The sequence below is a fragment of the Pseudomonas acericola (SeqCode) genome (genome assembly GCF_053456465.1).
The window spans coordinates 524167-544094 of sequence record NZ_JBRFJB010000002.1 but is presented as its reverse complement, the minus strand read 5'-3'; the positions used below and the strand labels follow the sequence as shown (position 1 = coordinate 544094).

Here is a 19928-nt window from a genome sequence, read left to right as displayed (position 1 = left end):
TCTTCCATCACAGAATTAGGGTGTTACAGGCCTGATTTCAGGCTCGCTTCCAGATACTCGTCGATGTCGCCGTCGAGCACCTTGTCGCAGTCGCTGCGTTCGATGTTGGTGCGCAGATCCTTGATCCGCGACGCATCGAGCACATAGGAACGGATCTGGTGACCCCAGCCGATGTCCGACTTGGTGTCTTCCAGCGCCTGGGAAGCGGCGTTGCGCTTCTGCATTTCCTGCTCGTACAACTTGGCCCGCAGCATTTTCATGGCGGTGTCTTTGTTGGCGTGCTGGGAACGTTCGTTCTGGCAGCTGACCACGGTGTTGGTCGGTACGTGGGTGATACGTACGGCCGAGTCGGTGGTGTTTACGTGCTGGCCACCGGCACCGGAGGAGCGGTAGGTGTCGATGCGCAGGTCGGCCGGGTTGATCTCGATCTCGACCTTGTCGTCGATCTCTGGCGACACGAACACCGCGCAGAACGAGGTGTGGCGGCGGTTGCCGGAGTCGAACGGGCTCTTGCGCACCAGGCGGTGTACGCCGATCTCGGTACGCAACCAGCCAAAGGCGTATTCACCCTTGATGTGCACGGTCGCACCCTTGATACCGGCGACTTCACCGGCGGACAGTTCCATGATGGTTGCTTCGAAACCGCGCTTGTCGGCCCAGCGCAGGTACATGCGCAGCAGGATGTTGGCCCAATCCTGGGCCTCGGTGCCACCGGAGCCGGCCTGGATGTCCAGGTAGGCGTTGTTCGGGTCCATCTCGTGGCTGAACATACGGCGGAATTCGAGTTTGGCGAGGTTTTCCTCGAGACGGGCCAGCTCGGCGACGACATCGCCCACTGCGCCTTCGTCGTTTTCTTCGACGGCCATGTCCAGCAGGTCACGGCAATCGGCCAGACCGGTGTTCAGCTCGTCGAGGGTATCGACGATCTGCGCCAGCGCAGCGCGCTCGCGGCCCAGTTCCTGGGCGTATTCAGGTTTGTTCCAGACAGCAGGATCTTCAAGCTCGCGATTGACTTCGGTCAGACGCTCATGCTTTTGATCGTAGTCAAAGATACCCCCGAATAGTTTCGGAGCGCTCGGACAGGTCCTTGATGGTGTTAAGGATCGGGTTGATTTCCATGGCGGGCAGCACTCGTTGGCGAACTTTTGAAAGCCGGCGAGTATAACGGCAAACGGGGGGAAGCGGCAGTCCGCTTGGTCGATTGTGGTGTGGAGACTTTCATCGGCGCCACCACTGGGGGCTGATCGGGTGACGCCAGCTGATTTGGTCGAAACGCTGATACCCGGCAAAAGCATACCGCTCATCTGTTTATTCAAATAAAAAATTAATGCTCTGTGAATGGCGCTCAGAGATCGCCGAGAAAACAAACCAAAGCCGCACTTTTTCTAAAACAAATACTTAAGCCTCCCCAGCCTTGAATCGCCCCCGGTTTCCTAGACACCTCTTTGCCTTAAACTGAGGCCAATTAGGAGGTGCCATGAGCAACCCACATTATCCCGAAGAATTCAAAATCCAAGCGGTCAATCAAGTGACCGAAAAGAAGCTGCCTGTCGCTGATGTGGCGGCGCGCCTTGGCGTGTCGACGCATAGCCTCTATGCCTGGATAAAGCGCTACAGCAAACCTCAAGCAGAACGGCAGCAAGACGACGATCAGCACGCTGAACTGCGTCGCCTGCGAGCAGAGCTCAAGCGCGTCACTGAAGAGCGAGACATCTTAAAAAAGGCCGCCGCGTACTTTGCCAAGGAGTGCGGTTGAAGTACGCCTTTATCAAGCAGCGAGCCGGCGACTATTCCATTCGACGGCTTTGCCTAACGTTAAAAGTCCATCCCAGCGGTTATTACGCCTGGTTGTCTGAGCCGCAATCTGCACGCGCTAAAGACGATCAGCGACTGCTGGGTTTGATCAAGCATTCATGGTTGGAGAGCGGAGGCGTTTATGGCTATCGCAAAATCCATGACGATCTGCGCGAGGTTGGTGAAGTTTGCGGGCGCCATCGTGTGGCAAGGCTGATGGGTCTTGAAGGGCTGCGCTCTCAGACAGGGTATCGACGCCGCCCTGGAAAGTACGGCGGTAAGCCAGCGGTCGCCTCACCCAATTTGCTGAAGCGCCAGTTTGATGTCGTGGAACCCAACAAGGTTTGGGTAACCGACATCACCTATATTCGTACGTATGAAGGCTGGTTGTATTTGGCGGTGGTGCTGGATCTGTTTTCTCGTCAGGTCGTTGGCTGGTCAATGAAGTCGCAGATGACCAGTGATTTGGCCATTGATGCTTTATTGATGGCGGTTTGGAGGCGTAAACCGAAACAAGAGGTAATGATTCATAGTGACCAAGGCAGCCAGTACAGCAGCTCCGATTGGCGTAGCTTTTTGAAGGCAAACAATTTGGTTGCCAGCATGAGTCGCCGAGGCAACTGCCATGACAACGCTGTGGTCGAGAGCTTTTTCCAGCTTCTGAAACGGGAACGGATCAAGCGAAAAATCTACACCACGCGGGAAGATGCTCGTAGTGATGTGTTCGATTACATCGAGATGTTCTACAACGTAAAACGCCGCCATGGTTTCAACAATCAGCTGTCATCGGTAGAGTTTGAAAAGCGTTACGCAATGAGCTTGCAAGGTGTCTAGATAATCCGGGGCGATTCAAAGTAGCTGGCTTGCAGGCGCGTATGAGGGTGAAGGCGCCCCAATTCCATCTCAAATTGCTGATCAGTTGAGAGGACAGCGGTTCAAAAACTTCAAATCATTTAGAGAAACGCTCTGGAAGCCAGTTGCCCAAGATTCAGAATTGGCACCACATTTCGATTATAGCGCTTTAGCGACAATGAAAAATGGACGAGCGCCCATTGTGAAAGAGAGTGACCAGCGGGGCAAAAGAATAAGGTTTGAGCTCCACCATAAAACATATATTTCTGCTAATGGCGAAGTGTACGGTATCGACAACATCGCGATACTGACTCCAAAAAACCACTTCAATACTCATAAGGAGCAAAAAAGATGAGCACACAAATAAGCGACATGACAGAAAATGAGTTCCTAACGCTCGTTGTAAAAATCCACAACGACGAGTACGCCACAGAAGAAGAGCACACCAATGCAATTCTCGCGTTCAAAGCCTTAGCTGAACACCCTACGGGCTCTGACCTGATATTTTATCCAGCGCCAGGAAAAGCCGGCCCCGAAGCTGTTGTAAAAGAAGTCAAAGAATGGCGATTGGCCAACGGCAAGCCTGGTTTCAAAACAGAGTAGGCACCAACCTTAAAACTTCGCCGTCGAGAAAATACCGATGGCGAAGACAAGAAAGGTAATTAAAAGTGAAAACTTCAATCTCCGACTACACCGAATCCGAATTTCTAAACTTTGTAATTTCTCTTTGTGACAGTAGCATTCGCAATGAGGAAGAAGACGTAAAAATGGTTTTCGAGTTTGAGCGTCTGGCCGAGCATCCCGAGGGATCTGACCTCATTTACTATCCACGAAAAGATAGAGAAGATAGTCCGCAAGGCATCGTAAAAGAAATAAAAGAATGGCGCCTGACCAATGGCAAGCCAGGCTTCAAAGCAGAGTAATTTACAAACTTAACTTCGCCACTGATTATGTATCGGCGGCGAAGTTTTTTATCTTCTAATACCGCCGAATTTTCCAGCGGAAAGGTTCACTCAATCCCCACCTGATTCCGCCCATTATGCTTGGCAGTGTAAAGCCCCTTATCCGCCGCCAATATCAATTGCCGACAATCCGTCCCCTGCTGCGGCGTCACCGTAGACAAGCCAATACTGATCGTCAGGCTAGCCCCCTCAGCCGGCGCAATATGCGGAATCTTCAACGCCGCCACCGCCATACGCAGCTTCTCCGCCACCAACCGCGCCCCACCCGGTGACGTATTCGGCAGCACGAGCGCAAACTCCTCTCCGCCATAACGCGCCGGCAAATCCGAAGGCCTACTGCTGGCGTCACGGATAGTCGCCGCCACTTTGCGCAGAGCTTCGTCCCCTTCAACGTGACCAAAGCTATCGTTATAGGTCTTGAAAAAATCCACATCAATCATCAACAACGACAACTGCGTTTGATCACGCATGGCACGGCGCCATTCCAGCTCCAGGTATTCGTCGAAGTGACGACGATTGGACAGCCCGGTCAGCCCATCGGAGTTCATCAGGCGCTGCAACACCAGGTTGGTATCCAGCAACTGCTGCTGGCTGACCCGCAGCGCGCGATACGCCGCATCCCGCTGCAACAGGGTCATGTAGGAGCGAGAGTGATAGCGAATACGCGCCACCAGCTCGATATTGTCCGGCAGCTTGACCAGGTAATCGTTGGCCCCAGCAGAGAACGCCGCGCTTTTAATCAGCGGGTCTTCCTTGGTGGAAAGCACGATGATCGGGATATTCGCCGTGGCCGGGTGGTTGCGGTATTCGCGCACCAGGGTCAGGCCGTCAAGGCCGGGCATCACCAGGTCTTGCAGGATCACCGTCGGCTTGATGCGGATCGCCTGGGCAATCGCCTGGTGCGGGTCGGCGCAGAAATGGAAGTCGATATTCTCTTCATGGGACAGGCCACGGCGTACGGCTTCGCCGATCATGGCCTGGTCGTCGACCAGCAACACCATGGCGGCGTTTTCGTCGGTCTTGATGTCGTCGATCTGTAAATCATTCATGTGCAGTCACCTGAATTACTACCTGCAAGCCAGCACCGCCGGGGGTCTTGATCATTTTGCAAAGACCTCCAGCAATCGGGGCGCAATTCTATCCAATGGGCGAATTTCAACAGCGGCATCAATCGCCGCCGCCGCTTTGGGCATGCCATACACCGCGCAGCTCTGCTGATCCTGGGCGATGGTCAAATATCCTTGTTCACGCATGAGCTTGAGCCCCTGGGCGCCGTCGCGCCCCATGCCGGTCAGCAATACACCGACCGCGTCGCCGTTCCAGTGGCTGGCGACGCTCTCGAAAAACACGTCGATGGACGGCCGGTAGATCTCGTTCACCGGCTCGGCGGTGTAGGCCAAGGTGCCATTTTTCAGCAGCCGGATATGGTGGTTGGTGCCGGCCAGCAACACCACGCCACTTTGCGGCGGCTCGCCTTCGCGGGCCAGGCGCACCGGCAGGCCGGAGGCGCTGCTCAGCCATTCGGCCATACCGGCGGCGAACACCTGGTCCACATGCTGCACCAGTACGATGGCCGCGGAAAAGTCCCGGGGCAAGCCCTTGAGCAGGATTTCCAGGGCGGCCGGGCCGCCCGCCGACGAACCGATCGCCACCAGGCTCTCGCGTTTGCCGGTCGCGCGCTGGGGCGCTGTTTCGGCCCGCACGCGGCTGCCGCGCTGGCCGATCAGCCAGCCAATATTGAGGATCTTGCGCAGCAACGGCGCCGCCGCGTCCTTCGGATTGCCCACACCGAGCGCCGGCGTGTCCACCACATCCAGGGCGCCATGGCCCATGGCTTCGAACACACGGCTGACGTTAGCCTGACGGTCTACGGTGACAATCACGATAGCGCATGGCGTCTCGGCCATGATCTGGCGCGTCGCCTCCACGCCGTCCATCACCGGCATAATCAGGTCCATCAGGATCAAGTCCGGGGTCACTTCAGCGCAACGCTGCACCGCTTCCAGCCCATTGTTCGCCACCCACACAACCTGATGCGCCGGCTCGAAACTCAGGGCACGGCGCAAGGCCTCCACGGCCAGGGGCATGTCATTGACGATCGCAATCCTCATCCCCGCGCCCCTCCAATCAGCTCCATCACCGCGTCAAGCAAGGCGTCGTCGTGGAAGCTGGCCTTGGCTAAATAATAGTCGGCGCCGGCGTCGAGGCCACGGCGTCGGTCTTCTTCACGATCCTTGTACGACACCACCATCACCGGCAACGATTGCAGGCGACTATCACGACGCAACAATGTGACCAATTCAATACCGTCCATGCGAGGCATATCAATATCAGTGATCAACAGGTCGAAATCCTCGGAGCGCAAGGCGTTCCAACCATCCATGCCATCCACTGCCACCGCGACTTCATAGCCACGATTGAGCAGCAATTTGCGTTGCAGTTCACGCACGGTGAGCGAGTCATCCACCACCAGCACGCGTTTGCGCGGCGCTTCGGTGGCCTGCTGGCTGCGCCGGGCGATCCGCTCCAGGCGGCCGGTGTTGAGCAGCTTGTCCACCGAGCGCAGCATGTCTTCGACATCGACGATCAACACCACCGAGCCGTCGTCCAGCAAGGCGCCAGCGGAAATATCCTGGACCTTGCCCAGGCGATCATCCAGCGGCAACACCACCAACGTGCGCTCGCCGATAAAACGTTCCACGGCAATCCCGTACACCGCATCGCGCTCGCGGATCACCACCACCTTCAACGTGTCCGACGGGCTCTGGCCGGCCGGGCGCTGCAACAACTGGCTGGCCGCGACCAGGCCGACATGCCGGCCCTCGTGCCAGAAATGCTGGCGGCCTTCCAGTTGCACGATGTCGTCGGGCGCCAAGTCGCACATGCGTTCGATATGCGCCAGCGGGAACGCATAGGCTTCTTCGCCGACCTCCACCACCAGGCTGCGCACCACCGACAAGGTCAGCGGCACCTCCAGGTGGAAACGGCTGCCCTGCCCCGCCGTCTGCTCCAGCACCACCGCGCCGCGCAGTTGGCGCACCATGTGTTGCACCGCATCCAGGCCGACGCCACGCCCGGACACCTCGGTGACCTTGTCGCGCAGGCTGAAACCCGGCAGGAACAGGAACGTCAGCAGTTCCTCTTCGCTCAGGCGCAGGGCTGTTTCCAGCGGCGACAAGTGCCGATCAACGATGGTGCCGCGCAGGCGTTCCAGGTCCACACCATTGCCGTCATCACTCAATTCCAGCACCAGCAGACCGGCCTGGTGGGATGCGCGAAGACGGATCAGACCTTCGGCCGGCTTGCCCGCCAGCAGGCGCTGCTCGGGCATTTCGATGCCGTGATCGACGGCATTGCGCAATAAATGGGTCAGCGGCGCTTCGAGCTTTTCCAGCACGTCGCGGTCAACCTGGGTCTTTTCGCCCTCGATCTCCAGGCGCACCTGTTTGCCCAGGCTGCGGCCAAGGTCGCGGACCATACGCACTTGCCCGGCCAACACGTCGGCAAACGGGCGCATGCGACAGGCCAGCGCCGTGTCGTAGAGCACTTGGGCGCGCTGCCCGGCCTGCCAGCCGAACTCGTCCAGCTCGGCGGTTTTTTCCGCCAGCAGGGCCTGGGCTTCGCTGAGCAAGCGGCGGGTATCGGCCAGGGCTTCCTGGGCTTCGAGGTTCAGGTCCAGGGTCTTGAGTTGGCCGTCCAGCGTGTCCAGGGCGCGCGCGCTCTGGCTTTGGATGCGCTTGAGGCGTTGCATGCTGGACAGGTAGGGCTTGAGCCGCTGGGTTTCCACCAGGGATTTGCTGGACAGGTCCAGCAGGCTGTTCAAGCGCTCGGCGGTCACGCGCAAGACGCGCTCGCCGCCTTCGGTCATGCGGCGGTTCTGGCGCGGCGGCTCAGCGGTGACCGGCGGCGCGGGCTCGGGCTCCGGCGGCAGCTCTTCAACCAGCGGCGCAGGTGCGGGCTCGGGCGCTGGTGGCACTGGCGGTGGCGCGGCCTTGACCGGCGCCTGGGACGGATCGAGCAAGCGCTCCATCAACGCCACATAGGCTTCGATATCCGCCGGGCCCACGGTGTTGCCCGGCGTGGCGATGCGCATCAGCAGGTCGGTGCCTTGCAGCAACGCGTCGATATGTTCGGGTTGCAGGTACAGCCGGCTTTCCTGGGCGCTGACCAGGCAATCCTCCATCACGTGGGACACGCTGACCCCGGCATCCACCCCGACAATCCGCGCTGCGCCCTTGAGCGAGTGGGCCGCGCGCATGCAGGCTTCAAGCTGGTCGGCCTGGGTCGGGTTGCGTTCAAGGGCCAGCAGGCCCGCGCTCAACACCTGGGTCTGAGCGTCGGCTTCCAGGCTGAACAGTTCCAGCAGCGAGGCGTCGCGCATCTGGTCGGGGGTCATGTGAGGCTCCGGGTCACGGCAGACAACAATTGCGCCTCGTCCAGCCATCGCAGGCTGCGGCCTTTCCACTGCAACACACCCTGGGTAAAGCGTGCGCTGGCCTGGGTGCCGGAGGCCGACGCCGCCTTCAAGGTGCGCTCGTCGATGGCATGGATGCCATCCACTTCATCCACCGGCACCACCACCGGGCCGTCCTGCGCGGCGATGATCAACATGCGCGGCATGATCCGCCCGCCGCTGGCACCATTGCTGGTGGCGTCCAGGCCGAGCAGTTCCACCAGCGACAGGCACGCCACCAGCGCGCCGCGCACATTCGCCACGCCGAGCAAGGCGCGGGAACGTTGGTGCGGCAGGGAATGAATCGGTTGCAACGGCGCCACTTCCACCAGGCAGCGGGTCGCGATGCCCAGCCATTCCTCGCCGAGACGGAACATCAACAGCGAACGCGTGACCACGTCTTCGTCGATTTCGACGGCGGCTTGCGGGCGCTGGTCGTCCTGCTGCAACGCATAGCGGTCCAACAACCGCGTGGCGGCGGCGGAGTACACCGCGCAATTGCGGCAATGAATATGCTCCGCCAGCAACGGGCAGGACTTGTCGCCATGGATGCCGATGCGGTTCCAGCAGTCGTCGATGGCTTGGGTGTCGGCCAGGGTCAGGTCCAGGCCAGCGGTGTCGAGCGCGTGTGGGCTACTCATCGTTTGGACTCACTGTCAGCTCGCTCGCTACGCGCGGCACGCGCCTGCAAACGGCGCGCCCCCGCACTGTCGCCCTGGGATTCAAGCAACGCGGCCAGGTGCATCAAGGCCTGCGGGTGCTGGGGTTCCAGGTACAAGGCTTTGCGGTAAAACCCCTGGGCTTCCAGGGCACTGCCCGCCACGTCGCTGAGCAGCCCCAGCCAGTAAAACACCTGGGCGGCCGGCGGGTGGTTGCTCAAATAGCGTTCACACGCGGCGCGGGCCTCGGCGCTTTTGCCTTCGTTGGCCAGGGTGGCGATCTGGCTGAGCAGATCCGCCGCGTCGGACGGCGGCGCCTTGATCGGCACCACCTGGGCACTGAACGAGCTGAACGGGCGCGGCTTGACCGGCAACGCCGCTGCACTGCGCGGCGGCGGCGGCGCGGGAATCGGCACAAACACCGGCTCCGGCTTGACCGGCTCGACATGCCGGCTGAACGCAAACGACTGCGGCACGCCAATCGACTTCATGCCGTGACGCCCCAACAGGCTGCCCTCGGCTGGGCCGATGAACAGCACTCCGTCCTCGTGGGTCAGGCCCTTGAGCACATCAAACACTTGCTTCTGGGTCGGCTGGTCGAAGTAGATCAGCAGGTTGCGACAGAACACAAAGTCATAGCTCGCCTCGTTCGCCAGCAGCGTCGGGTCGAGCAGGTTGCCGACTTGCAGGCGCACTTGCTCACGCACACGCTCGCTGATGTGGAAGCCGTCGGCGGACTCGTTGAAATGGCGGTCGCGAAACTCGATATCGGCGCCGCGAAACGAGTTCTTGCCATACACCCCGCGCCGCGCGCGCTCCACCGACAGCGGGCTGACGTCCAGGCCCAGCACCTTGAACTGGTGCGGCGCCAGGCCGGCGTCGAGCAAAGCCATGGCAATCGAATAGGGTTCTTCGCCGGTGGAACACGGCAGGCTGAGGATGCGCAGCGCACGCATCTGCTTGATCTCGGCCAGGCGCGCCTTGGCCAGGCGGGCCAGGGTGGCAAAGGATTCGGGATAACGGAAAAACCAGGTCTCGGGGACGATCACCGCTTCGATCAGCGCCTGTTGCTCGTCATGGGAGCGTTGCAGTTGCTGCCAATAATCATCGGGCGTCTGCGCCTGCACGGCCTGGCTGCGCTGGCGCACGGCGCGCTCGATGATCGCCTCGCCGACGGACGCGACGTCGAGGCCGATGCGCTCCTTGAGGAAGTTGAAGACGCGCGGGTCGCTGCTCATATGCTCAACTCGGCAGAGAACAGCAAGGCGCGCACGTCGTCGGTGAGCAGGTCACTCACGCCAATCCATTGCATCAAGCCCAGGGCATCTTCACGCACCGGCCCCAGGTACGGCGCCTGGCGGTTGTCCAGGCCATAGGCCTGGAACTCGGCGGGGTCGCAGCGCAGGGTGTCGGTGGCCTGTTCGAGGATCAGCCCCAGCCAGCGCGGCGCAACCTCGGCGCCTGGCTGGTAATTGACCAGCACCAGCCGCGTGCTGGTGCGCGCCTGGGCCGGAGCGCCAAAGGTCAGCGCGCTGAGGTCGATCACCGGCACCAGCGCGCCGCGATGGGCAAAGATCCCGGCGACCCACGCCGGCGCATGGGCGATGGGCTTGAGTGGCAGGCGCGGCAACACCTCGGCCACTTCCGTGGCCTTGAGGGCGTAGCGTTCGCTGCCGATGTGGAACACCAGGAACAACGCCTTTTTCGCTGCCGGGACGGCGCCGCGTTTAGCCGCGAGGTCGCTCATCAGACTTTGAAACGCGACACGCCGCTGCGCAGACCGACCGCAACCTGGCTCAGTTCATCAATCGCAAAGCTGGCCTGGCGCAGGGACTCGACGGTCTGGCTGCTGGCATCGCCCAACTGCACCAACGCATGGTTGATCTGCTCGGCGCCGGTAGCCTGGGCCTGCATGCCTTCGTTGACCATCAACACCCGCGGCGCGAGGGCCTGTACCTGATGGATGATTTGCGACAGCTGCTCGCCGACCTGCTGCACTTCAAACATGCCGCGACGTACTTCTTCGGAGAACTTGTCCATGCCCATCACACCCGCCGACACTGCCGACTGGATCTCACGCACCATCTGTTCGATATCGTAGGTGGCCACGGCGGTCTGATCGGCCAGGCGGCGCACTTCGGTGGCGACCACGGCAAAACCGCGCCCGTATTCACCGGCCTTCTCGGCCTCGATGGCGGCGTTGAGCGACAGCAGGTTGGTCTGGTCGGCGACCTTGACGATGGTCACCACCACTTGGTTGATGTTGCCGGCCTTCTCATTGAGGATCGCCAGCTTGGCGTTGACCAGGTCGGCGGCGCCCATCACCGAGTGCATGGTTTCTTCCATACGTGCCAGGCCTTGCTGGCCGGAGCCGGCCGCTACCGAGGCCTGGTCGGCGGCGGTGGAGACTTCGGTCATGGTGCGGACCAAATCCTTGGAAGTGGCGGCGATCTCACGCGATGTAGCGCCGATCTCGGTGGTGGTGGCCGCTGTTTCAGTGGCGGTGGCCTGTTGCTGCTTGGAGGTGGCGGCAATCTCGGTGACCGAGGTGGTCACCTGCACCGACGAGCGCTGGGCCTGGGATACCAGGGCCGTGAGCTCGGTCATCATGTCGTTGAAGCCGGTCTCGACCGCGTTGAATTCGTCCTTGCGCTCCAGGTTCAAGCGCTTGCTCAGGTCGCCGTCGCGCATGGTGCCGAGGATTTCGACGATGCGCTGCATCGGCGCCATGATCGCGCGCATCAGCAGCAGGCCGCACAGACCGGCCGCCAGGATCGCCACGGCGAGGGACAGGAACATGCTCAGTTTGGCGGCAGAGACGGCATCATCGATGGCGTTAGTAGCGCGATCGGCGACGTTCTTGTTTTCGGTGATGATGTCATTGAGCTTCATGCGGCCTGCGGTCCAGGTCGGCGTGAGCTGGCTGTCGAACTCCTTGCGCGCGGCCACGAGGTCGCCGCGTTGCAGGCTGTCGAGCACCGTGGCCAGGCTCTTGTTGTAGGCCTGATGCAGGGCTTCGAAGCGGTCGAACTCGGTACGGTCCTCGCTGCCGGCGATGGTTTGGGCGTAGTTGCTCATCTGCTGCACGATGCGCGCTTCGAAGGATTTGAACTCGGCCTTGTCGGCGTCGCTGAGCTTCTTGTCTTCGCGCAGGCCAAGCAATTCGAGGGTTTGCAGGTAGCTGTCGACCCAGGCGCTGCGAATCATCGAACTGAGGTAAACCCCTGGCACCGCGTCGTCGCGCACGGCGACTTCACTGTCTTCGATCTTCAACAACCGTGAATAAGAGACCACAACCATTAACAGCATGATGGCGATAATGACCGCAAAACTTGCCAAGATCCGTTGGCGCAGGGTCCAGTTCTTCACAGTAATTCCTCGCAGGGCCATTCAAATGGAGGGGAGTATAGCTGAGCAGAAGCCCTCATTAATCAACGGGTTTTGATGGAATGTTCACATAAAACAACTGTGGGAGGGGGCTTGCCCCCGATAGCGGTGTGCCAGCCACCTGTAAATTGGCTGATACATCCTATCGGGGGCAAGCCCCCTCCCACATTTTGATTGGTCTTTAGCCTGTGTTTATTGGCTCAAACGCACCTGTTTTTCCAATTCAGCCTTTAAACCCGGCTCAAGCTTGAGCTGGCGCGCCAACTCATCGAGGTAGGCCTTTTCCATAAAGTTTTCCTCGTCCACCAGCATCACGCTGGCGATGTACATCTCGGCGGCCATTTCCGGGGTGCCTGCCGCACGGGCGACGTCGGCCGGGTCCAGGGGTTTGTTGAGTTCGGCGTGCAGCCAGCTTTGCAGCTCGCGGTCGTTGTCCAGCTTGGTGAATTCACCTTCGATCAACGTGCGCTCGCGCTCGTCGACATGGCCGTCAGCCTTGGCGGCGGCGACCAGCGCCTTGAGGATGGCCTGGCTGTGTTGCTCAACCTGGGCCGGTGGCAGGCGGTCGATGGTTTGCGGCTCGCCCTTCGGCGCGTTGGCCTGTTGCGCCTGCCAATTGCCGTAGGCCTTGTAGGCAATCACGCCCAACGCGGCCAGGCCGCCGTAGGTCAGGGCCTTGCCGCCGAAGCTGCGCGCCTTTTTATTGCCCAGCAGCAGGCCCATGGCCCCGGCCGCCAGGGCGCCACCGCCCGCGCCGCCGAGCAAACTGCCCAGACCGCCGCCGCCCAGGAGCCCGCCGAGCGCACCTTTGTCGTCCTGCTTACGCTGACCGCCAGCCTTGTTTTGCAACATGTCCTGGCCAGATTTGAGCAACTGATCGAGCAATCCACGGGTATTCATTCGTAGCCTCCAGACACTTGGGTTCATAGGACCAATAGGCCCCCAGCGTAAAACTAAGTGCCAAAAAGCCCCGATCTAGAGTGCTTCCAGATGTAACGCGGCGACCCTTCGCTAAAACCGATATACACTCGAACAAATCTATAAAAACACCCCACTGGTAATTCCAGCATGATGACCTTGCGTCAAATCCGGCACTTTATCGCCGTGGCCGAGACCGGCTCGATCTCCGCCGCTGCGCAGACCGCCTTCATTTCCCAATCCACACTGACCCTGGCGATCCAGCAACTGGAGCAGGAAATCGGCGTCAACCTGTTCAACCGTCACGCCAAGGGCATGACCCTGACCCACCAGGGTCATCAATTCCTACGCCAAGCCCACCTGATTCTTGCCACCGTCGATAACGCCAAGCGCAGCCTGCAACAGAGCACCGACCAAGTGGCCGGGCAGTTGATCATCGGCGTAACCAGCCTGGTGGCCGGCTATTACCTGGCGGATCTGCTCACGCGATTCCAACGCGCCTACCCCAATGTGGAAATCCGCGTCATGGAAGACGAGCGCCCGTACATCGAGCACTTGCTGGTCAGCGGCGAAATCGACGTAGGCGTGCTGATTCTCTCCAACCTCGAAGACCGCCACGCCCTGCAAACCGAAGTGCTCACCCACTCCCCGCACCGCCTGTGGCTGCCGGCGCAGCACCCGTTGCTGGAGCACGACAGCATCAACCTCGCCGACGTGGCGCGCGAGCCGCTGATCCAGTTGAACGTCGATGAAATGGGCCACAACGCCCAGCGCCTGTGGGCCGGCGCTGGCCTACAGCCACGCGTAACCTTACGCACAGCTTCCACCGAAGCCGTCCGAAGCCTGGTGGCGGCAGGCCTGGGCGTGTCGATCCAGCCCGACATGACCTACCGCCCCTGGTCGCTGGAGGGCGACATTATTGAAGCGCGGCCGATTGCCGACCTCAGCCAGACCCTCGACGTCGGCCTGGCCTGGCGCCGTGGCACCGCGCGGCCGGCACTGGTAGACCCATTCCTAACCGTTGCCCGCGAACAGCCGCACCCACGCAAGCCATCTATTTAATCGAATGCTGCATTCAGTATTTAGTATTTGTTGACCTCGCGCCTGACCTCTAGTCTCTGTGCATCCATAAGAGAAAGGTCAGGCCCTCGTAAGAGAACGCCCATGGCCACACAAGAAAAGAGATCGCGAAAAATGTCCGGCGCGCCCACCCCGCTGCTCACTGCGTTGCTGATCGACGGCGAACTGGTCCAGGGCCAGGGTTTTGCCGAGCCGATCCTCAACCCGGCCACCGGTGAAGTCCTCACCCAGATCGCCGAAGCCAGCACCGAGCAAGTCGAAAGCGCGATCCTCGCCGCCCACCGCGCCTTTGCCGGTTGGTCGCGGACCACGCCGCAACAACGCTCGAACATCTTGCTCGGCATCGCCGATGCCATCGAAAAACAAGCCGATTACCTGGCCCGCCTGGAATCCCTGAACTGCGGCAAGCCGTTGCACCTGGCGCGCCAGGATGACTTGAGCGCCACCGTCGATGTGTTCCGCTTCTTCGCCGGCGCCGTGCGCTGCCAGACCGGCCAGCTTAGCGGCGAGTACCTGCCGGGCTACACCAGCATGGTGCGCCGCGACCCAATTGGTGTGGTCGCCTCGATTGCGCCGTGGAACTACCCGCTGATGATGGCCGCATGGAAAATCGCCCCGGCCCTGGCCGCCGGCAATACCCTGGTGTTCAAGCCTTCGGAACACACGCCGCTGTCGATCCTGGCCCTGGCGCCGGCCCTCAGCCAACTGCTGCCGCGCGGGGTGATCAACATTCTGTGTGGCGGTGGCGAAGGTGTCGGCAGCCATTTGGTCAGCCACGCGAAAGTGCGCATGGTCTCGCTGACCGGCGATATCGTCACCGGGCAAAAAATCCTGCAAGCCGCGTCGAAAACCCTGAAACGCACGCACCTGGAGCTCGGCGGCAAAGCGCCGGTGATCGTGTGCAACGACGCCGACCTGCAAGCCGTGGTCGAGGGCGTGCGCGCCTATGGCTACTACAACGCCGGCCAGGATTGCACCGCCGCCTGCCGCATCTACGCCCAGGCCGGGATTCACGACAAGTTGGTCGCCGAACTGGGTGCCGCGGTCAGCAGCCTGCGCTTTGCCGGCAAACGCGACGCCGACAACGAACTCGGCCCGCTGATCAGCACGCGCCAGCGCGACCGCGTGGCCAGCTTTGTCGAACGTGCCCTCGGCCAGCCGCATATCGAACGCGTCACCGGCGCCGCCGTACATTCCGGCGCAGGCTTCTATTACCAACCGACCCTGCTGGCCGGCTGTAAACAGAATGATGAAATCGTCCAGCGCGAAGTGTTCGGCCCGGTGGTCACCGTGACCCGCTTCGACGAACTGGAACAGGCGGTGGACTGGGCCAACGACTCCGAATACGGCCTGGCCTCCTCGGTGTGGACCCAGAACCTGGACAAGGCCATGCAGGTCGCGGCGCGCCTGCAATATGGCTGCACCTGGATCAACAGCCACTTCATGCTGGTCAGCGAAATGCCCCACGGCGGCTTGAAGCGCTCCGGGTATGGCAAGGATCTGTCCAGCGATTCGCTACAGGACTACAGCGTGGTGCGCCACATCATGGCGCGCCACGGCCAGCATCTCTAAAACAACAACTAAGCTCATGCGTCACCGGTTTGCGAAAAACTGCCCCGACCATAATTAAAGAAGAGGGAACCCCCATGTCCGCGCACAAGACCGCACTGCTCAGTGCCCTGGCCACCGCGCTGCTGGCCAGCGCCAGCCTGCAGGCCGCCGAACCGCTCAAGGCTGTTGGCGCTGGTGAAGGCCAGCTGGATATCGTCGCCTGGCCCGGCTATATCGAACGTGGCGAAAGCGACAAGGCCTACGACTGGGTCACAGGTTTCGAGAAGGAAACCGGCTGCAAGGTCAACGTGAAAACCGCCGCCACCTCTGACGAAATGGTCAGCCTGATGGCCAAGGGCGGTTATGACCTGGTCACCGCCTCGGGCGACGCTTCGCTGCGTTTGATCGGCGGCAAGCGCGTGCAGCCGATCAACACGACGTTGATCCCGAATTGGAAGAACATCGACCCGCGCCTCAAGGATGCGCCGTGGTACGTGGTCGGCCAGCAAACCTACGGCACCCCGTACCAGTGGGGGCCGAACGTGTTGATGTACAACACCGACGTGTTCAAGACCGCGCCCACCAGCTGGAACGTGCTGTTCGAGGCGCAAAACCTGCCGGACGGCAAGCCAAACAAGGGCCGCGTGCAGGCGTATGACGGCCCGATCTACATCGCCGATGCGGCGCTGTACCTCAAGTCGACCAAGCCGGAGCTGGGCATCCAGAACCCGTATGAACTGACCGAAACCCAGTACAAAGCCGTGCTCGACCTGTTGCGCGCCCAGCAACCGTTGATCCACCGCTACTGGCACGACACCACCGTGCAAATGAGTGACTTCAAGAACGAAGGCGTGGTGGCATCCAGCGCGTGGCCGTACCAGGTCAACGGCCTGGTCAACGAGAAGCAGCCGATTGCTTCCACCATCCCGAAAGAAGGCGCCACCGGCTGGGCCGACACCACCATGTTGCACAGCGAGGCCAAGCACCCGAACTGCGCCTACAAGTGGATGGACTGGTCGCTGCAACCGAAGGTACAGGGCGATGTCGCGGCCTGGTTCGGCTCGCTGCCGGCGGTGCCTGCGGCGTGCAAGGAAAGCGAACTGCTCGGCGCCGAGGGTTGCAAGACCAATGGTTTCGACCAGTTCGACAAGATCGCCTTCTGGAAAACCCCGCAGGCGGAAGGCGGCAAGTTCGTGCCGTATAGCCGCTGGACCCAGGATTACATTGCGATCATGGGCGGCCGCTAGTTTTCTGAGCTGAAGGCGCTCTCCCTGTGGGAGCCAGCTTCTGTGGGAGCTGGCTTGCCTGCGATGGCATCACCCCGGTGCAACTGATACACCGAGGTGCCTGCATCGCGGGCAAGCCCAGCTCCCACAGAAAAGCGCCCACATTGCTGACCGCGTTCACTGATTCCCAGATTTTTCAGAAGTCCAGGCCGGGCCGCTGCGACGACCCGCGCCTTTTCGGAGCACCGCACCATGACGCTTGCAGTCCAATTCACCCACGTTTCCCGTCAGTTCGGCGAAGTGAAAGCCGTTGACCGGGTTTCCATCGATATCCAGGACGGCGAGTTCTTTTCCATGCTCGGCCCTTCCGGCTCGGGCAAGACCACGTGCCTGCGCCTGATCGCCGGGTTCGAGCAACCGAGCGCAGGCTCGATCCGTATTCATGGCGAGGAAGCCGCAGGCTTGCCGCCGTATCAGCGCGACGTAAACACCGTGTTCCAGGATTACGCGCTGTTCCCCCATATGAATGTGCGCGACAACGTCGCCTATGGCCTCAAGGTCAAGGGCGTCGGCAAGACCGAGCGCCTCAACCGCGCCGAAGAAGCCCTGGGCATGGTCGCCCTCGGCGGTTACGGCGAGCGTAAGCCGGTGCAACTGTCCGGCGGCCAGCGCCAGCGTGTGGCCCTGGCCCGCGCCCTGGTCAATCGCCCGCGCGTGTTGCTGCTGGATGAACCCTTGGGCGCCCTCGACCTCAAGCTGCGTGAGCAGATGCAAAGCGAGCTGAAAAAGCTGCAACGCCAGCTCGGCATCACCTTTATCTTCGTGACCCACGACCAGACCGAAGCGCTGTCGATGTCCGACCGGGTGGCGGTGTTCAACAAAGGCCGCATCGAACAGGTCGATACCCCGCGCAACCTGTACATGAAGCCCGCCACCACCTTTGTCGCCGAGTTCGTCGGCACCTCCAACGTGATTCGCGGCGAGCTGGCCCAGCGCCTGAGCGGCAACCCCCAGCCGTTTTCGATCCGCCCGGAGCACGTGCGGTTTGCCGAAGGCCCGCTGGCTGCCGGCGAAGTGGAAGTCAGCGGCCTGCTGCATGACATCCAATACCAGGGCAGCGCCACGCGCTATGAGCTGAAACTGGAAAACGGCCAGGCCTTGAACATCAGCCAGGCCAACAACCAGTGGCTGGACATCAGCAGTGGCCATCAGGTCGGCCAGTCGATCACCGCCCGCTGGGCCCGTGAAGCCATGACGCCACTGACCGACATCGCAGGCGAGGTGTGACATGAGCCTGGCCCTTTCCCAACCGCCGATGCGCAGGTTTTCCAACCTGCTGTACCGCAAGCCCAACCTGTACCTGGCGATGTTGCTGATACCGCCGTTGATCTGGTTCGGCGCGATCTACCTCGGCTCGCTGCTGACCTTGCTCTGGCAGGGTTTCTACACCTTTGACGACTTCACCATGGCGGTCACGCCGGACCTGACCCTGGCCAACTTCGCCGCGCTGTTCCAGCCGTCGAACTTCGACATCATCCTGCGCACCCTGAGCATGGCGATCGTGGTGTCCATCGCCAGCGCCGTGGTGGCCTTCCCCATTGCCTACTACATGGCGCGCTACACCACGGGCAAGACCAAGGCGTTTTTCTACATCGCGGTGATGATGCCGATGTGGGCCAGCTACATCGTCAAGGCGTATGCCTGGACCCTGCTGCTGGCCAAGGGCGGCGTGGCGCAGTGGTTCGTGCAGCACCTGGGCCTGGAGCCGGTGTTGCAATTCGTGCTGGGCATTCCCGGCGTGGGCGGCAGCACCTTGAGCACCTCGCACCTGGGGCGATTCATGGTGTTCGTCTACATCTGGCTGCCGTTCATGATCCTGCCGATCCAGGCCTCGCTGGAGCGTTTGCCGCCGTCATTGCTGCAAGCCTCGGCCGACCTGGGCGCCAAGCCGCGCCAGACCTTCATGCAGGTGATTCTGCCGCTGTCGATCCCGGGGATTGCCGCCGGCTCGATCTTCACCTTCTCGCTGACCTTGGGCGACTTCATCGTGCCGCAGCTTGTCGGGCCGCCGGGTTACTTCGTCGGCGGCATGGTCTACGCCCAGCAAGGCGCCATCGGCAATATGCCCATGGCGGCGGCGTTCACCCTGGTGCCAATCGTGCTGATCGCGGTTTACCTGTCCATCGTCAAACGCCTGGGGGCCTTCGATGCACTCTGAGAAATCTTCGCTCGGTCTAAAGATCGCAGCCTGGGGCGGCCTGGTGTTTTTACACTTCCCGATCCTGATCATCTTCCTATACGCCTTCAACACCGAAGAAGCCGCGTTCAGCTTTCCACCCCAGGGATTTACCTTGAAGTGGTTCAGCGTGGCCTTCGCCCGGCCGGACGTGCTGGAAGCGATCAAGCTGTCGTTGCAGATCGCTGCCATCGCCACGCTGATCGCCATGGTGCTCGGCACGCTGGCCTCGGCGGCCTTGTATCGCCGTGAGTTCTTCGGCAAGCAGGGTGTGTCGCTGATGCTGATCCTGCCGATTGCGCTGCCGGGGATCATCACCGGTATCGCGTTGCTGGCGACGTTCAAGACCCTGGGCATTGAGCCGGGGATGTTCACCATCATCGTCGGCCACGCGACCTTCTGCGTGGTGATCGTCTACAACAACGTGATCGCCCGTCTGCGCCGCACTTCCCACAGCCTGATCGAAGCCTCGATGGACCTCGGCGCCGACGGCTGGCAGACCTTCCGCTACATCATCATGCCCAACCTCGGCTCGGCACTGCTGGCCGGCGGCATGCTCGCGTTTGCGCTGTCGTTCGACGAAATCATCGTCACCACGTTTACCGCTGGCCACGAGCGCACCTTGCCGTTGTGGCTGCTCAACCAGTTGAGCCGCCCACGGGATGTGCCGGTGACCAACGTGGTCGCGATGCTGGTGATGCTGGTGACGATGTTCCCGATTCTCGGTGCCTATTACCTGACGCGCGGCGGTGAAAGCGTGGCGGGGAGTGGCGGTAAGTAACTGACAACACATTGCCACTGTGGAAACGC

Annotated in this window: 19 protein-coding genes; 10 read left to right on the top strand and 9 right to left on the bottom strand. The window is 61.2% G+C overall.

Features of this window, described 5'->3' with window-relative positions; all coding sequences use genetic code 11:
- Positions 1-23 precede the first annotated feature (23 nt).
- A protein-coding gene (gene prfB / locus ACU688_RS08510) for a peptide chain release factor 2 (RefSeq protein WP_102591687.1) occupies positions 24-1119 on the bottom strand; the annotation gives its coding sequence in 2 pieces (ribosomal slippage) (positions 24-1046 and positions 1048-1119; 1095 coding nt in all).
- A 358-nt stretch (positions 1120-1477) separates the two neighbouring features.
- Between prfB and ACU688_RS08505 the strand changes: the two genes are divergently transcribed.
- From ACU688_RS08505 to ACU688_RS08490, 4 genes are all read left to right on the top strand, one after another.
- Positions 1478-2628 (top strand): IS3 family transposase gene (locus ACU688_RS08505; RefSeq protein WP_448184361.1). Its coding sequence is split into 2 segments (ribosomal slippage): positions 1478-1712 and positions 1712-2628, totalling 1152 coding nucleotides; the frame shifts between segments, so codons are not numbered across the junction.
- Between the two features lie 13 nt (positions 2629-2641).
- A complete protein-coding gene (locus tag ACU688_RS08500; protein WP_448184853.1) occupies positions 2642-3001 on the top strand; it encodes a pyocin-S2/colicin E7-DNase domain-containing protein in 360 nt (119 codons plus the stop codon).
- Positions 2998-3249, top strand: coding sequence for a bacteriocin immunity protein (locus tag ACU688_RS08495; protein WP_448184360.1), 252 nt, complete (start codon positions 2998-3000; stop codon positions 3247-3249). The genes ACU688_RS08500 and ACU688_RS08495 overlap by 4 nt, the downstream gene beginning before the upstream one ends.
- Before the next feature lie 65 nt (positions 3250-3314).
- Entirely contained in the window at positions 3315-3569 is a 255-nt protein-coding gene (locus tag ACU688_RS08490; protein ID WP_448184359.1) for a bacteriocin immunity protein, read from the top strand.
- A gap of 86 nt (positions 3570-3655) precedes the next feature.
- Here ACU688_RS08490 and ACU688_RS08485 read toward each other — a convergent pair whose 3' ends face one another.
- The 8 genes from ACU688_RS08485 to ACU688_RS08450 all read right to left on the bottom strand — a co-directional run bounded on the left by ACU688_RS08485 (position 3656) and on the right by ACU688_RS08450 (position 13007).
- A complete protein-coding gene (locus ACU688_RS08485) occupies positions 3656-4657 on the bottom strand; it encodes a diguanylate cyclase (RefSeq protein ID WP_017738220.1) in 1002 nt (333 codons plus the stop codon).
- A 51-nt stretch (positions 4658-4708) separates the two neighbouring features.
- Positions 4709-5719, bottom strand: coding sequence for a chemotaxis response regulator protein-glutamate methylesterase (locus ACU688_RS08480; RefSeq protein WP_448184358.1), 1011 nt, complete (start codon positions 5717-5719; stop codon positions 4709-4711).
- On the bottom strand, positions 5716-8004 hold the full coding sequence (locus ACU688_RS08475) for a hybrid sensor histidine kinase/response regulator (RefSeq protein WP_448184357.1): 2289 nt from the start codon (positions 8002-8004) through the stop codon (positions 5716-5718). Before ACU688_RS08475 ends, ACU688_RS08480 begins: the two co-directional genes overlap by 4 nt.
- Entirely contained in the window at positions 8001-8702 is a 702-nt protein-coding gene (locus ACU688_RS08470; RefSeq protein ID WP_448184356.1) for a chemotaxis protein CheW, read from the bottom strand. The genes ACU688_RS08475 and ACU688_RS08470 overlap by 4 nt, the downstream gene beginning before the upstream one ends.
- On the bottom strand, positions 8699-9958 hold the full coding sequence (locus ACU688_RS08465; protein WP_448184355.1) for a CheR family methyltransferase: 1260 nt from the start codon (positions 9956-9958) through the stop codon (positions 8699-8701). Before ACU688_RS08465 ends, ACU688_RS08470 begins: the two co-directional genes overlap by 4 nt.
- Positions 9955-10467 carry a chemotaxis protein CheW gene (locus tag ACU688_RS08460; RefSeq protein ID WP_448184354.1) on the bottom strand — a complete coding sequence of 171 codons (513 nt, stop codon included), beginning with the start codon at positions 10465-10467 and terminating at the stop codon, positions 9955-9957. The genes ACU688_RS08465 and ACU688_RS08460 overlap by 4 nt, the downstream gene beginning before the upstream one ends.
- Positions 10467-12089, bottom strand: a complete 1623-nt coding sequence (locus ACU688_RS08455) for a methyl-accepting chemotaxis protein (protein WP_448184353.1) — start codon at positions 12087-12089, stop codon at positions 10467-10469. Before ACU688_RS08455 ends, ACU688_RS08460 begins: the two co-directional genes overlap by 1 nt.
- 210 nt (positions 12090-12299) lie before the next feature.
- Positions 12300-13007 carry a tellurite resistance TerB family protein gene (locus ACU688_RS08450; protein ID WP_448184352.1) on the bottom strand — a complete coding sequence of 236 codons (708 nt, stop codon included), beginning with the start codon at positions 13005-13007 and terminating at the stop codon, positions 12300-12302.
- Positions 13008-13175: 168 nt separating this feature from the next.
- On the opposite strand from ACU688_RS08450, the gene ACU688_RS08445 reads away from it, so the two are divergent.
- From ACU688_RS08445 to ACU688_RS08420, 6 genes are all read left to right on the top strand, one after another.
- A complete protein-coding gene (locus ACU688_RS08445; RefSeq protein ID WP_012722545.1) occupies positions 13176-14087 on the top strand; it encodes a LysR family transcriptional regulator in 912 nt (303 codons plus the stop codon).
- Positions 14088-14219: 132 nt separating this feature from the next.
- The gene (locus ACU688_RS08440) at positions 14220-15677 is read left to right on the top strand and encodes a gamma-aminobutyraldehyde dehydrogenase (RefSeq protein ID WP_448184351.1); all 1458 of its coding nucleotides are present in this window, start codon (positions 14220-14222) and stop codon (positions 15675-15677) included.
- Between the two features lie 74 nt (positions 15678-15751).
- Positions 15752-16903: a putative ABC transporter substrate-binding protein YdcS gene (gene ydcS / locus ACU688_RS08435; protein WP_448184350.1), complete on the top strand. Its 1152-nt coding sequence runs from the start codon at positions 15752-15754 to the stop codon at positions 16901-16903.
- A gap of 231 nt (positions 16904-17134) precedes the next feature.
- Entirely contained in the window at positions 17135-18169 is a 1035-nt protein-coding gene (locus ACU688_RS08430; protein WP_448184349.1) for an ABC transporter ATP-binding protein, read from the top strand.
- 1 nt (position 18170) lies between these two features.
- Positions 18171-19100: an ABC transporter permease gene (locus ACU688_RS08425; RefSeq protein ID WP_207039851.1), complete on the top strand. Its 930-nt coding sequence runs from the start codon at positions 18171-18173 to the stop codon at positions 19098-19100.
- Positions 19090-19899, top strand: coding sequence for an ABC transporter permease (locus ACU688_RS08420; protein WP_025856826.1), 810 nt, complete (start codon positions 19090-19092; stop codon positions 19897-19899). The genes ACU688_RS08425 and ACU688_RS08420 overlap by 11 nt, the downstream gene beginning before the upstream one ends.
- The last annotated feature ends 29 nt before the right edge of the window (positions 19900-19928 follow it).

Coding starts and splice junctions, on each gene's coding strand:
- ACU688_RS08440 (WP_448184351.1), top strand. CDS start 14,220: ATGTCCGGCGCGCCCACCCCGCTGCTCACTGCGTTGCTGATCGACGGC.
- ACU688_RS08465 (WP_448184355.1), bottom strand. CDS start 9,958: ATGAGCAGCGACCCGCGCGTCTTCAACTTCCTCAAGGAGCGCATCGGC.
- ACU688_RS08425 (WP_207039851.1), top strand. CDS start 18,171: ATGAGCCTGGCCCTTTCCCAACCGCCGATGCGCAGGTTTTCCAACCTG.
- ACU688_RS08480 (WP_448184358.1), bottom strand. CDS start 5,719: ATGAGGATTGCGATCGTCAATGACATGCCCCTGGCCGTGGAGGCCTTG.
- ACU688_RS08430 (WP_448184349.1), top strand. CDS start 17,135: ATGACGCTTGCAGTCCAATTCACCCACGTTTCCCGTCAGTTCGGCGAA.
- ACU688_RS08495 (WP_448184360.1), top strand. CDS start 2,998: ATGAGCACACAAATAAGCGACATGACAGAAAATGAGTTCCTAACGCTC.
- ACU688_RS08450 (WP_448184352.1), bottom strand. CDS start 13,007: ATGAATACCCGTGGATTGCTCGATCAGTTGCTCAAATCTGGCCAGGAC.
- ydcS (WP_448184350.1), top strand. CDS start 15,752: ATGTCCGCGCACAAGACCGCACTGCTCAGTGCCCTGGCCACCGCGCTG.
- ACU688_RS08470 (WP_448184356.1), bottom strand. CDS start 8,702: ATGAGTAGCCCACACGCGCTCGACACCGCTGGCCTGGACCTGACCCTG.
- ACU688_RS08445 (WP_012722545.1), top strand. CDS start 13,176: ATGATGACCTTGCGTCAAATCCGGCACTTTATCGCCGTGGCCGAGACC.
- ACU688_RS08420 (WP_025856826.1), top strand. CDS start 19,090: ATGCACTCTGAGAAATCTTCGCTCGGTCTAAAGATCGCAGCCTGGGGC.
- ACU688_RS08460 (WP_448184354.1), bottom strand. CDS start 10,467: ATGAGCGACCTCGCGGCTAAACGCGGCGCCGTCCCGGCAGCGAAAAAG.
- ACU688_RS08475 (WP_448184357.1), bottom strand. CDS start 8,004: ATGACCCCCGACCAGATGCGCGACGCCTCGCTGCTGGAACTGTTCAGC.
- ACU688_RS08485 (WP_017738220.1), bottom strand. CDS start 4,657: ATGAATGATTTACAGATCGACGACATCAAGACCGACGAAAACGCCGCC.